This window comes from Neobacillus cucumis (assembly GCF_023715505.1).
On the sequence record NZ_JAMBOH010000002.1, the window covers coordinates 191,217 to 205,527 of the forward strand.

The window sequence follows — 14,311 nt, forward strand, 5'->3', positions numbered from 1 at the left end:
ATGATAATTTCAGTTACTGTTTTTTACAATTTAATATGAAGAAACTTTACAAGGATTTAACCTAACTTTACTAACCCTTAACAATCCGGAAACTCTAGGTTAATATTTTTTTTATTTAATAGATATGTGAACAAAAAGTTTCTAGATACCAGGGGGAGAACAATGGGAAAACAATTTTTTAGCAAAAAAGCAACTACTATTGCACTAGGACTAGCACTAACCATTCCTGCCTTAACACCGGCTGCAGCTGCAGGGAATGGTCATGTTACCATTGATTCCGTAAGGTTTAATGGAATGGAAGCACCGAAAACGATTGATAAGATGGTTCAAACCTATACGGCTGCATCAATGGATGTAAAGTATAGTAATGGTGAAGTAAAGAATTTCCCACTTTCTTATAAAAGGCTATTTAAATCTGAAGATAAAGTAGCTATGAACAAAGGAAAATTGATTCCTGCAGGCACACCAATCGACGTGAATGGTGACCCAATTATGGATATGAGTGTGGAAGGAAAACCTACATATTATGTATCAGATGCGCCGGATTCTAATAGTTTATTGAACCCAATCCATGGACAACAATATATGGTGACCCATTATGAATACCAAACAATTGATGCGGCTGGTAAATCAGCATATGGAATTGTTCCTGCGTCCATGTCATTATCTACATTGGAACAAAATAAGAAAACAGGGGAATTGACCCCTAAAGAGGTTAAAAAAATTGATTTTTCAAGTGTAAATGGATTGTGGATCCCATGTAATGGTTCCCTTTCACCATGGAATACACACTTAGGATCTGAGGAGTATGAGCCAGATGCACGGAGTTTTGAGCTTGATCCAAATTCTTCTGCAAGAACTGGGGTAGAAAGTTTTGCTAAGCTTTACTTTGGGGATAAGTCAAAGGCAAATCCATATTTTTATGGATTCATTCCTGAAATTAAAGTAGATAAAGATGGAGAGGCTTCTGTTGCAAAACATTATAGTATTGGCCGTTTTTCTCATGAATTGATGAAGATGATGCCTGATCAGCGTACAGCATTCTTTGGAGATGACGGTTCCTATACCACTATGTTTATGTATGTAGCGGATAAAGCAAAGGATCTTACAAAGGGCACACTATATGCAGCGAAATTCCACCAAAGCGGTACCGAAAATGGCGGAGCTGGTAATTTAGAATGGATCAAACTTGGTCATTCAACTGATAAGGAAGTTAAAAGGATTATCGACAGCGGCATTAAGTTCAGCGATATTTTTGAAACTTCTGATGTTCCAAAAGAGGGCTTCAAAGCTATCAAGCAATATTCATATGGAAAAACAGAATATTTAAAACTAAAGCCTGGTATGGAAAAGGCAGCCGCGTTTTTAGAATCCCGCCGTTATGCAGCATTACTTGGGGCCACCTCTGAATTTAACAAAATGGAAGGTGTAACTCTTAACGAAAAGGATAAAAAAGTGTACATTGCGATTTCCGATCAGAGTAATGGTATGGTCGAAAACGCAGCTGATCCAGTCGATGATATGAAACTTCCAAAAATTAAATCAGGTGTAACATATGAATTAAATTTAACAGATGGTCAAAAAGACAGCTCAGGCCAAAAGATTAATAGTAAATATGTGGCAGCTAGTATGTCTGGTTTAATCGCGGGTAAAGATATGCCATCTGCAGATGCTTATGGAAATACAGCAGACGTGAATTCAGTAGCTAATACTGATAATTTAAGCTATTCGGAAGCATTAAGAACCTTATTTATTGGCGAGGATAGCGGAATGCATACCAATAACTTTGTATGGGCATATAATGTGGATTCAAAAGAATTAACAAGAATTTTATCTGTTCCAGCTGGAGCTGAATCAACTGGTTTGTTTGCTGCGGATAACCGTAACGGATTCTCTTACATTATGAGTAATTTCCAGCATCCAGGGGATGAATTAGAAGGTAAGAAGATTACGGCAGTCGATAAAACCCAATTAGAACAAGCGATGGAGAAAGAAATCGGAATTGACCGTACTGGTGGAGTAGGTTATATCTCTGGGTTACCTTCTCTAGAAGATTTACAAAATACAAATCGAGATGTAAAAAGCGATTTAAATAAATAATTAATAGATCTAAAAGCAAAAACTCCGGTAATCAATGGTTACCGGAGTTTTTGATTAATTGGCCCTGGACTTTCAATATTTTACTATCATCAAGGAGTGTTTACATGAAGATACGATCTATCATTATGTTTTTTTCGATCTTTTGCTGTCTTGGGGCGCTAGCGTTTTTTATCTTAGGTGCTAAACTGAAAGCTGCCTCGGTCCAACCTCCGGGGATCCTAGCTAATAATTTCATATTGTATTGAAAAGAACCTGAGAGATAAATTCAGGTTTTTTTTCTGTTCCTTGAGTTCTTTAACTAGAGTTTTTTGACAAAAAAATAACCTTAATTTAAGAAGGTTAGTTTTTTACTTTTAATGAATTTGTTTAATACCAGATAAACGAATAGAATGTAGCACTTGTTTTTCATCGATTAATGAAATGACTTGTTTTTTGAGATTTAGTTGATATACCCGTCCTTTCAGGGTCCGTAAAATTCCATTTCTATAGTACTCAATCGTAATCAGTCCACCCTGAGCTAGTTTTTGTAAGAACATTTAATTTCCTCCTTTTTAGTAACCCATAACATAATCAAATTATACGAAAAGAATTTTAAGGGAAGATGAAGCAGATGTTAAAGAATTATTAACGATCTAATAACTTTGTAAATATGACTTAATTACTAAAATGGTAGATTTAGGGAAATTGATTAGTCTTAAAGTTATGGATAAATAGTCAGAATTTTGTTCATTTAACTTTTACATTGCTTCGTTTAACTTTTACAATGGCTAAATTATAGCTTAATAAAAGAATAGTATTCTATTACTGTATTAAGAAAAGGGGATGAGAGGAATGTTAAAAAAGCTTAGAAAAAAGAAAAAGCTGCTTGCTGGACTAACTTTAAGTACCATGCTATTGGGTTCAGCAGGGGCTTACGCTGCACAAGAAACTGGTTTTGGAAGTAATTTAGTGGGGGAACAAGCAGATGGGTCAGTGCAAACTCCTGTAAACCAATTGATTACTCCGGCAGGAAAGCAAATTGAATTTGGCGGAAACCCGATAACTGTTGCGGTAAATCCGCAGGGAAAAACCGCTGTAACCATCGTTGGCCGAAACAATTATGGCGGTAAGGGAATCAATGTCATCGATCTTGCAACAGGAAAATTGATGCAAAAAGATATTGATTTGGGTCTTTCTACTATGTGGGGTCTATCTTATTCAAAGGATGGAAATCAACTTTATGCAACTGGATCGAAGGGCGGAAAGGGTAAGGTAGTTATTATGTCTGTTGGTACAGACGGAACTCCTACTATACAAAAGACTTATACCCTTCCAAATGCAGCTGTAGGCGGAAATATCAACCCGCTTGATTTAACATTTGGACCAGAAGGCCAGCTTTTAGTAGCTCTTAACCGTGACAACAGTCTGGGAGTGATTGATCCGCAAACAGGAGCTGTTTCAGCAAAAATTGCAGTAGATAATGCGCCAACAAGCGTTTTAGTAGATGGAAACACAGCTTACGTTACCAACCAAGGCGGTAGGAAAGCGAAAGCTGGAGACACTACCGTTGACTCTTCTGGAACTCAAGTTGTCGTGGACCCTAAAACAGGTGCAACGTCAACAGGAACTGTTTCAGTTATTGATCTTACAACAAACAAAGTTACAAAAACAATTGAAGTTGGCGTGCAGCCTGAACGTATGACACAATCCGGTCAGTACATATTTGTAACAAATACCAACAGTGACAGCGTCTCTGTCATTGACACAAAGTCGAATACTGTTGCTCAAACGATTGATATTAAACCATATCCAAATGCGCCTAAAGGTTCTGCGCCGAACGCGGTTAAGGTAGTTGATAACAAATTAATGGTCAGCCTTGGTCGTGATAATGCCATTGCGGTATATGATTGGCAAGGTCCTGATAAAACTCCTGAATTGCAGGGTCTCTTACCAACGGCTTGGTTCCCAGTGGATATTGCTGTGGATACTGAAAATAAAAATTTAGTAGTTGCGAATGCGGATGGAATTGGTTCACGAGGACCAGCCCGTGATTTAACGATCCAAGGAATTAAGGTTACTGGTCACTCCTCTTATGCGCAAATGGGATCTCTTTCATTGATACCATTCCCTCAAGCTGAGGATCTTGCTAAGGGAACAAAGCAGGTCTATGCTAACAATAACTGGTTTGGATTAAAGGATCTGAATGCTAAGCCGCGTAACAACAAGAAACCTGTTGCCATGCCTGAGCGTGTTGGTGAGCCATCAACTATTAAACATGTTTTCTATATTATCAAAGAGAACCGAACTTATGACCAAGTACTAGGTGATTTAGGCAAAGGTAATGGAGAACCAGCATTAACACAGTTCCCTAAAGCTGTAACTCCTAACATTCATAAACTTGCTACTACCTTCCCGCTTCTGGATAATGTGTATACCTCAGGTATTCAATCAGCGAGCGGACACCAATGGGTAATGCAAGGTACGAACACAGACTATGAGGATAAAGAAACAGATACAGCTAATGTGAAAAGCTATCCAGGCGGTGCCGGGGATGCAATGGCATATGCACCTACAGGGCATTTATGGGATCAAGCCGCTAAACATAATGTATCAGTCGAGAACTTTGGGGAAGATACAACAGGCTTTACAGGTTCAGCACCATTTGGAACGTGGACTGATTGGTATAACGATTACCTAATCCTTTCTGGACAGAAGCAAGGTGATCTTCATGTTCCAATTGGAAACTACTCGGCAACATACGATATTCCATCTCTTGGACCTATCACGTATAAGCCGTTCCCGACGTTTGATACGAATATTCCTGATCAATATCGATTCGAAATCTTCAAGCAGCGATTTGAAGAACACGTCAAAAATAATGATTTACCAGCTCTTAACACTTTGTGGGTGATGGATGACCATACAGCAGGAAATGCAACCGGTTCTCCAACACCGCAGGCAATGGTTGCAGACAATGATTTGGCGATTGGTAAAATCGTTGATCTGATTTCTCACAGCCCATATTGGAAAGACTCTGTCATTTTTATTACCCAAGATGATGCACAGAATGGGTTAGATCACGTGGACGGCCACCGTGAGCCTGCACATGTCATTAGCCCTTGGGTGAAGAAAGGTATTACTGACAGCCACTACTGGACTGTCATCAACATGGTACGCAGTATTGAGCAAATTCTTGGTCTTCCTGCCATGAACCAAAATGATGCAGCGGCAGAGCCGATGAGTGAGCTCTTTACGAACAAGCCGGACTTTACACCGTATAACTTTGAACCAAATCAAATCCCAATTGACACTCTAAATGGTTCACCGAACGCTAATACGGCAGCACTTGCTAACACGGAACAAGTGACATCTGAGGCAAAGGAACTTTCTAAAAAATGGACAGAATGGTCTAACAAGAATAAGGACAAGTTTACTGGTAAACATGCTTCACCTGATGAAGTCAACGCCAACATGCTTAATCATGCAGTTTGGTATTCTACAGAAGGTTTTGACAAACCATATCCGGGCGATAAAAAAGCCCATACCCCAGAAGAGGTTGAGAAACAGCCTGAAAGCTTTGCACCGTCTCCTGCTGACAATGATTAATAGCACATGCCTGAAAGTTTCATGATGGGATTCTCAAGAAACTAGATAGTAGGTAACAATGGCTACCCCCCTTTTGGGTAGCTATTGTTATGATGAACGCTTTTTGGGGTAAAGGCATAACTCATCCAGAAAATAGGTTTTACTAAGTGCATATTTTTACTGATAAAAATTCACGTAAGGGGGAGGGGTTCGGGTTTTTTCCTTACCCGGATGAAATAATATGAAACTATTGATAAAAGAAACGATGAAACATTCGATTCTAATTGTAACTTTTATTGTTCTGATACTCATTTGGGGTGGAATGTCTGCATGGCAAATACAGCGAGATTATTTTCCGGAAATTAATAATTCAACTCTGTCGATAACTGTTCGTGCTGATAATTACCAAGCTGATCAAGTAAAAACGATAATAACGGAACCGATCCAGCAGGCTGTACGGGTAGTAGGAGGTCTTGAGGATGTGGAAACAAACTCTTTTAATGGAGGGGCATTGATCAGTTTAAACTTTCCAATGAGCTATGATATGGAGAAAGCGGAGGAACAGGTGAACAAAGCTATAGGTGATATTAAACTGCCTGCTGATATTGAAAAACCGTTAGTAACACGCCTTAGTACCCAATCCATGCCGATTATGAGAGTAAGTCTGATGAGTGCTTCTCCCGACATTACGGAAAATACCCTTCGGACGGCTATTCAAGAAGATTTCGTCAATCGTTTGCAAACAGTTCCAGGAGTCAAGGATGTCCGAGTATCCGGTGGGGGCTCTGCAGGATATTCCGTTAACCTGAGGATGAATGATTTAAGAAAAGCAGGGCTAACAGTAGATGATGTGAAACGGTCACTTGCTGAGGACTATACAACTGGAATGATTGGAAAAGTATCAAACAATCAGGTTTCTATTCCAGTCAAGGTTGCAGGTTGGGAATTAAATCAGCAGGATTTGATGCAACTGCCATTACATAATGAAAGTGGTAAAAGCATACCACTTTCTAATGTGGCGGAGATATCAAACTCCATAGTAAACCTTGAGACCATCTCAAGAACAAACGGGAATGCTAGTGTTTTACTAGATGTTTTAAAGACACCTGATTCCAACATCACAGATGTATCCGATCGATTAAAAGACAAAATCAATGATATTCCTTCATTTAAGAATAAGGATATTCAACTTGCCATCCTTTTTGATCAAGGTGTGCAAGTTAAATCCTCGTTAAAAGGGCTTATAAAGGAAGGATTATTAGGCTGTTTGTTTTCAATGATATGTGTTTTTCTGTTTTTCCGTAAAGTCCGTTCTACCTTATTAATTGCTCTTTCATTGCCAATTTGTCTATTAGCTACAACCGGCTTATTAAAAATGATGGGAATCAGTCTCAATATTCTGACAGTTTCAGGGCTTATCGTTGCCATGGGCAGGGTGGTCGATGACTCGATTGTTATCCTTGATAATATGAATCGTAAGGTCAATATGGCACAAGGGCAAACAGGCGATCACCTATTAACACAGTCAGTGTGTGAAATGATTCCTGCAATTGTTTCATCAACCGCCACCACTGTGGCTGTCTATGTTCCAATTGCCCTAATAGGGGGAATGGTCAGTTCAGCTTTTTCAGGTTTTGCTTGGTCTGTAGTCATTGCGTTAATTATCTCACTATTTGTTTCCATTCTGGTTGTTCCAGCACTTTACAACCTTTTTTGGAAGGGAAAACCAATCTCGAATAATGATAAATTTGAACCTATTGCCCATAAAATACTCACTTGGGTATTTGGACGCAAGAAAAAAGTGTTTTTCGCCTTTCTTGCCTTATTTTTATTAACGTCTGCAGGAGCTGTTTTCCTTCCTGTCAATTTTTTACCTACTAGTAATAATACTGGACAAATCGCAGTACAGGTTGAACTGCCACAAAATACTTCATTAATGGAAGTTGACGCAGAAGTGAGAAGATTGGAATCCTTACTTTCAAAAAACTCAAAAGTGGACTCATTTTCTTCAGGACTAGGTTCATCATTTACCCCTCAATCGGATGATGTGTTTGATGCTGGAGGAGGATGGCTTCAAAAGCCCAATATGGCCAATTTATCATTAATGGTAAAGAAGGGGACTGATGTCAATGCCTTTACTGAGAGTTTACAGAGACAATTAAATACACTGTCAAGTAAGGCTGTCTATACTGTTTCAAATCAGAGTATAGCGGGCGATGATTCTCAGTTAAAAATTAATCTTACTGGAGCAGACAATCAGACATTGGAATCATTGGCGCAAACTATCCGAAATCAGCTCAAGTTGATTCCAGGATTATCCGTACAGGGGATTGCGGAAGATGAAGATCATATAACTGAGTATCAGATTACGCTTAACCGCAAGGCGATTGATCATTATGGAATTAGGCTAGATGATATTTTAAATCGTATTCAGCAATATACCACTGAGGGTACAAAAGGCATTATCTCAATTAACCAGAGTACATTTCCTGTTGTTATTCATTCAGATAGACAAAATAGCAGTACAAAAGATATTTTTACATTACTAGGCGGGGAGACCTTTGTAAGTAAGGAAGGACAAAAAGTCCGGCTGGATCAGCTAGCTGCCCTAGAGCCGTCAGGAGCAGCGGTAATTCAAGAAAAAGATGGACATCCTTATGCAGCAATTACAGCCAATATCATTTCAAGTGATATAGGACATGTATCGAAAAAAGTCAAAAGTGCTTTAGAAAAAATGCCTTTACCTGAGGGTGTCGAGTTCTCCTTCGCAGGTGCTCCTGAGCAGGTATATCAGATGATTTATGAAATGGCACTGGCCTTATTCTTTTCTATTTTGCTTGTTCTAATAATTATTAGTGCTGTTTTCAGGGGCTGGAGAGCACCTTTGTCGGTATTAGTTTGTATACCGTTAGCATTTATCGGATCCGTCATTGCAATGATGATTTTTAGGCTCGAATGGAATCTTGCAGCATTAGTTGGATTATTGATGTTAACGGGAATTGTGGTTACAAACGGGATTGTCCTTGTCGATAAGATTGAAAGAAATCTTACTGAAGGATTAGAACTCAATTTAGCAATTATTAGTGGAACAGCAACAAGGATGAGACCTGTCTTAATGACAGCTATAACGACTATTTTAACAGTACTTCCTTTAGCTGTATCAGGGAGAGGGGACACCATCATTTCCCAAACATTGGGTGTTGTCGTTGTGGGAGGTATGATCAGTTCCACACTTATCTGCCTTTTGATCGTTCCAATCATCTATAAGTGGCTAAGTGGAAGAGCCAATAAATTACCTTCAAAACAGCAGCAAGGACTAACAGCATAAAAATTTATTCACACTATCAAACTCAGTCCAAGAAGGGAAGGGACTCTACATATCCAACGGTGAAGTAGAGTTCCTTTTTTTTGCTAGAAATATTGTTAAAACTATTATTATCAACCAAACGACAGATTTTACAAAACCTTTACATACGCTTCAAATTGAATTAATACTTATGGTCTATATTTATAACTGTAAGGAAAACAAATAGATTCATATAATAATATGAATCAAATAGGGGGAAATAAAGCAAATGAAACGAATCAAAAACTTAAGCCTTCTAACTTTATTAGCAGCAGTAATGGTTTTCATGGCCGCATGTGGAGGCGGGACATCTAATGAAAAAACGGAAGGTAACACAACGAAAACTGAAGATAATAAGGAACTTTCTGGTTCATTATCCATTTCAGGTTCGTCTGCAATGCAGCCGTTAGTAGCAGCCGCCGCTGAAGAATTCATGGCTCAAAATCCAAAAGTTGATATTCAAGTACAAGCCGGTGGATCTGGTACAGGTTTATCACAAGTTGCTGAAGGTTCTGTACAAATTGGTAACTCAGACGTATTTGCCGAAGAAAAAGAAGGCATTCCAGCTGATCAGCTTGTTGATCATAAAGTAGCGGTTGTAGGTATGACTGCTGCAGTTAACCCTAAAGTAGGTATTAAAGATATTAAAAAAGAAGATTTAATCAAAGTATTCACTGGAAAAATCACTAACTGGAAAGAACTTGGCGGTAAAGACCAAAAAATCGTACTAGTAAACCGTCCTGACTCTTCAGGTACACGTGCTGTATTCAATAAGTTTGCTCTTGATGGTGCAACTCCTGCTGAAGGAATCACAGAAGACTCTTCAAACACTGTTAAAAAGATTATTAACGAAACAGATGGTGCAATTGGTTACCTTGCATTTTCATACTTTACTGATAAATCTGTAACACCTCTTTCCATTGATGGTGTAGAACCAACTGCTGAAAATGTACAAACTGGTAAATTCCCTGTTTGGGCTTATGAGCACTCATATACAAAAGGTGAGGCTACAGATCTTGCTAAGGCATTCCTTGATTTTATGATGTCAGAGGATATTCAAAACAATCTTTTAAAAGAACAAGGATATCTACCTGTAACAAAAATGGAAGTAGAACGTGATGCTAAAGGAAATCAATCAAATAAATAAGAATGATACCCCTAAAAAAGGTAAATGCAGAATGCATTTACCTTTTTTTGCGTTTTAAGTAGTATGTTCATCTTTCGGAAACTGAAAGACTATTTTTGTACTTTTTTTAGATAAAATATGAAAATGCACATAATCGAATTTGAATTTTATTTTTTACTTCCAAGCTTCACCGAAATACGTAAGCCATATTGTATTACTTTTTCGATGAGAAAACGCTGCCTTTCCACTGATAAATTGAAGTTAACATAACCGATGCTGAGCGCTCCTATTAGTTCGTTCGAGTGATTGAAGATAGGAGCTGCAACCGAGGAGGTGCCTTTTGTTTTTTCCCCGTGGCTTTCCCCATAGCCTTGTTTACGAATAGTTTCTAGCAGCTGTAAGAATGATTCTGAATCTTCTTCTGTAACTAATTTATTTACAATTTTTAGGGCTTCATCCTTAGACATATTTGCTAGCATAACCTTATTGGCAGCACCGATATTCATCGGGATTCTGATTCCCAGTTGATCATAAATCCGGATGGGGTTATGAGGGCAGTCAATTCTCTCCATCAATAAAGCCTCTAAGCCTATAGGTTTGCTAAAGTAAACACTCTCTTCCACTTCATGCATTAACTTCTCCATTTCGGGACGAATCAGCCCTACAAAATCAAAGGTATCATACATCTTTAAGCCATATTCTAACCATGTATTACCCATTGAATATAGTTTTAAATCCGGATCCTGTTGGACTAGTCCGTGTTTGATCATTGATTGTAATAGACGATGCATGGTACTGACTGGCAGTTTACATTCCTTAGATAAATCTGTTATAGAATACCACCTTTTTATATCGCTATCATTAAGTACTTTAATTACTTGCATTGCTCGGTCTATTGTTTGCATGAATCCCACTCCTATCATGTCTCTTTAGATGTCTTATATAAAAAATCTGTAAATTCAAAATATATTGACATGTAATTTTCTTTACTATAATATCATATTATAAATTTCCATTCTAAGAAATAGTTTTCCACTATACGGAAAAGAAAGGAGAGGTTGACTTGGTTTCGTCAATGTATAAGAAACTTAATAAAGTCATTATGAAACATCCTAAGGATGCTTTTATCAATCAAGAACATTTGAGTAATGAATGGAAAAAATTCAATTACATCCATGAACCAGATTACATAAAGGCACATCAAGAATTTGAACAGTTTCTTGCTATTATGAAAAAACATGTAGCTGAAATTGATTTTTTACCTGCAACAGAAACAGTAGGATTAGATTCTCTTTATGCCCATGACCCTGTAAAATTCACCACAAAAGGGGCAATCATTTTAAAATCAGGGAAAAAGCTGCGTCAGCCGGAGGCAGAAGCATATAAAAGTTTTTTGCATGAAAAGAACATTCCAATTTTAGGAGAACTCACCGGTGATGCAGTGGCTGACGGAGGAGACCTAGTTTGGCTGGACGATCGCACCTTGTTAATTGGCCGGGGGTATCGTACCAATGATGAAGCTATCCGCCAGATTCAAGAAATCACAAAGGATTTAGTGGATGAATGTATAATTGTTCACTTGCCACATGCTCATGGAGAAGAGGAATGCCTTCATCTTATGTCTTTCATTAGTATCGTAGATGAAAATCTAGCAGTGGTTTATTCCAGATTAATGCCTGTCTTCCTAAGACAGTTACTTATCAAGCGCGGCTTTAAATTAATAGAAGTGCCGGATGAAGAATATGATCGGCTTGGCTGTAATGTACTTGCCTTAGCGCCAAGAGTTTGCATAATCGTGAGTGGAAACCCAAATACGAAGCAACAATTAATTGATGCAGGCGCAGTTGTTTATGAATATACCGGAAATGAAATCTCTTATTTAGGGACAGGCGGACCAACGTGTCTTACATGTCCAGTTGTTCGTGAGTAAAAATAGAGGAGGACGAATCATGTATAAAAATACGATTGTAAAAATACCAGGTGAAACTTATGTAAATGGGCTAACCACTTCCAATCTGGGAAGACCAGAATTAGCAAAAGCATTAGAACAGCATAAAGCTTATATTCGTGCTCTAGAAAAATGTGGAACGAAGGTAACGGTTCTCCCAGATAATATCGAATTTCCAGATTCCACATTTGTGGAGGATACAGCGGTACTGACTTCTAAATTTGCTGTTATTTCAAACCCAGGGGCTCTTTCACGGAACGGAGAAATCCATGATATGGAACCTGTTATCAAGTCTTTCTACGAAACTATTTATTATATTAAAGCTCCTGGTACTCTTGATGGGGGAGATATTTTACAGATTGAGGAACATTTTTACATTGGTGTTTCTGCGAGGACAAACTTAGAGGGTGCCAGACAATTAAAACAAATTTTTGAATCCGAGGGATATAAGGCAACGATTATTCATTTAGAGAAATTTTTTCATCTAAAGACAGGAATCGCCTATTTAGGTGACCAAACCATTGTTGTTGCTGGAGAATTTATTGACTATCCCGATTTCAACTCTTATAAAAAAATTATTGTTCCTCGTGAAGAGGAATATGCGGCCAATTGTGTCCGCGTAAATGACTTTGTCATAATTCCCGCAGGCAACCCTGTGACGAAACAAAAAATCAATGAAGCCGGCTATCAAACCATTGAACTTGAAATGTCTGAGTTTCGAAAGTTGGATGGCGGATTAAGCTGTCTGTCACTGCGCTTTTAGTAGACTGCAAATTAAGAGGGGTGGGAGAGATGATGGGAAATCAAGGGGTTCAACAAGAACAATTAAATCGGTCTATGAAACGGCGCCATTTATTTATGCTTTCTTTAGGGGGAGTCATTGGAACTGGTTTATTTTTAAATGCTGGTTATACGATTAATCAGGCAGGAGCAGGTGGTGCCTTAATAGGGTATATATTTGGCGGCATCATTTTGTACCTTGTCATGGTGTGCTTAGGGGAGCTTGCTGTCTATATGCCTGTTACTGGATCATTTCAAACGTATGCAAGTAAATTTATTAGTCCATCGGCCGGCTTTTCTCTGGGGTGGATGTATTTCATAGGTTCTGCGACTACTGCAGGAGTAGAATTCACGGCAGCAGGAATCCTTATGAAGCGATGGTTTCCAGATATATCTGTTTGGGTTTGGTGTGCGATATTTATTCTCCTGTTATTTTTATTAAATGCCTTAACGACAAGAGGATTCGCTGAAGCCGAATATTGGTTTTCTGGAATTAAAGTTGTAGCCGTGATCTTTTTTATCATCATAGGTGTTGGGGCAATAGTTGGAATTATTCCATTGGAGGATAGGCCTGCTCCTTTAATACACAACTTAGCACCCACTAGTTTATTCCCTGCTGGGATTGCCATTCTCTTTGTCACAATGATGAATGTTATCTTTTCGTATCAAGGTTCAGAGTTGATTGGCATTGCAGCGGGTGAGAGCGAAGAACCTCAAAAGAACATACCTCGTGCTATTCGCAACGTGTTAGTAAGAATTATTGTCTTTTATCTTGCCTCTATTATCATTTTATCAGCCATTTTTCCAACGAAAGAGCTTGGATTACTAGAAAGCCCATTCGTGACTTTAATGGACCTGGCTGGAATTCCATTTGCACCAGATATTATGAACTTTGTCATTCTGACAGCCATATTATCAGTAGGGAACTCATGTATCTATGCATCAACCCGGCTATTGTGGGCAATGTCTCATGAAGGAATGGCACCGAAAGTGTTTGGGAAATTATCCAAACGGAAGGTCCCGTTTTCAGCCCTCGTCTTTACCATGATTTTTTCATTATTATCTTTGTTAACAAGTGTAATTGCTGCTGATACAGTTTTTGTATTATTGATGTCTATTGCCGGAATATCGGTGACCATCTCATGGATAGGAATTGCCCTTTCCCAATTTATGTTTCGCCGTAAATACCTGCGGCAGGGTGGGAAATTAGAGGATTTACAGTATAGAGTTCCCTTCTACCCACTAATTCCTCTCATTTGCATTGTATTTTGTGTTTCAATATTAATATTCTTAGCATTCGATCCAACCCAATTAATAGGACTCCTCATCGGACTAGGATTCCTGGTTATTTGCTACTTTTCCTTCTATTTCAAAAATAGGGTGTCAGGCACCCCAAATGTACACGGTCCATCACAGGTGGACAGTGATCTTTCACAAAAAAATTAAG

9 protein-coding genes are annotated in these 14,311 nt (G+C 38.5%); 7 read left to right on the plus strand and 2 right to left on the minus strand.

The features are described 5' to 3' along the window. Positions 1 to 162 precede the first annotated feature (162 nt). Positions 163 to 2,100, plus strand: coding sequence for a PhoX family protein (locus M3226_RS03585; protein ID WP_251562666.1), 1,938 nt, complete (start codon positions 163 to 165; stop codon positions 2,098 to 2,100). Between the two features lie 353 nt (positions 2,101 to 2,453). On the opposite strand, the gene M3226_RS03590 is transcribed toward M3226_RS03585, so the two are convergent. Then, positions 2,454 to 2,636, minus strand: coding sequence for a YolD-like family protein (locus M3226_RS03590; RefSeq protein ID WP_251562668.1), 183 nt, complete (start codon positions 2,634 to 2,636; stop codon positions 2,454 to 2,456). A gap of 295 nt (positions 2,637 to 2,931) precedes the next feature. Between M3226_RS03590 and M3226_RS03595 the strand changes: the two genes are divergently transcribed. From M3226_RS03595 to M3226_RS03605, 3 genes are all read left to right on the plus strand, one after another. After that, positions 2,932 to 5,685 carry a bifunctional YncE family protein/alkaline phosphatase family protein gene (locus M3226_RS03595; protein ID WP_251562670.1) on the plus strand — a complete coding sequence of 918 codons (2,754 nt, stop codon included), beginning with the start codon at positions 2,932 to 2,934 and terminating at the stop codon, positions 5,683 to 5,685. A gap of 220 nt (positions 5,686 to 5,905) precedes the next feature. Further along, positions 5,906 to 8,992, plus strand: coding sequence for an efflux RND transporter permease subunit (locus M3226_RS03600; protein WP_251562672.1), 3,087 nt, complete (start codon positions 5,906 to 5,908; stop codon positions 8,990 to 8,992). A gap of 247 nt (positions 8,993 to 9,239) precedes the next feature. Further along, positions 9,240 to 10,157: a phosphate ABC transporter substrate-binding protein gene (locus M3226_RS03605; protein ID WP_251562673.1), complete on the plus strand. Its 918-nt coding sequence runs from the start codon at positions 9,240 to 9,242 to the stop codon at positions 10,155 to 10,157. 146 nt (positions 10,158 to 10,303) lie between these two features. Here M3226_RS03605 and M3226_RS03610 read toward each other — a convergent pair whose 3' ends face one another. Beyond that, complete coding sequence (locus tag M3226_RS03610; protein WP_251562675.1) at positions 10,304 to 11,041, minus strand: IclR family transcriptional regulator; 738 nt, start codon at positions 11,039 to 11,041, stop codon at positions 10,304 to 10,306. A gap of 170 nt (positions 11,042 to 11,211) precedes the next feature. On the opposite strand from M3226_RS03610, the gene M3226_RS03615 reads away from it, so the two are divergent. Genes M3226_RS03615 through M3226_RS03625 form a run of 3 tightly spaced genes read left to right on the plus strand, consistent with a single transcriptional unit; the run spans position 11,212 to position 14,310 of the window. Beyond that, a complete protein-coding gene (locus tag M3226_RS03615; protein ID WP_251563211.1) occupies positions 11,212 to 12,066 on the plus strand; it encodes a dimethylarginine dimethylaminohydrolase family protein in 855 nt (284 codons plus the stop codon). Between the two features lie 19 nt (positions 12,067 to 12,085). Then, the gene (locus M3226_RS03620) at positions 12,086 to 12,847 is read left to right on the plus strand and encodes a dimethylarginine dimethylaminohydrolase family protein (RefSeq protein ID WP_251562677.1); all 762 of its coding nucleotides are present in this window, start codon (positions 12,086 to 12,088) and stop codon (positions 12,845 to 12,847) included. A 32-nt stretch (positions 12,848 to 12,879) separates the two neighbouring features. Further along, positions 12,880 to 14,310 carry an amino acid permease gene (locus M3226_RS03625; RefSeq protein WP_251563213.1) on the plus strand — a complete coding sequence of 477 codons (1,431 nt, stop codon included), beginning with the start codon at positions 12,880 to 12,882 and terminating at the stop codon, positions 14,308 to 14,310. The last annotated feature ends 1 nt before the right edge of the window (position 14,311 follow it).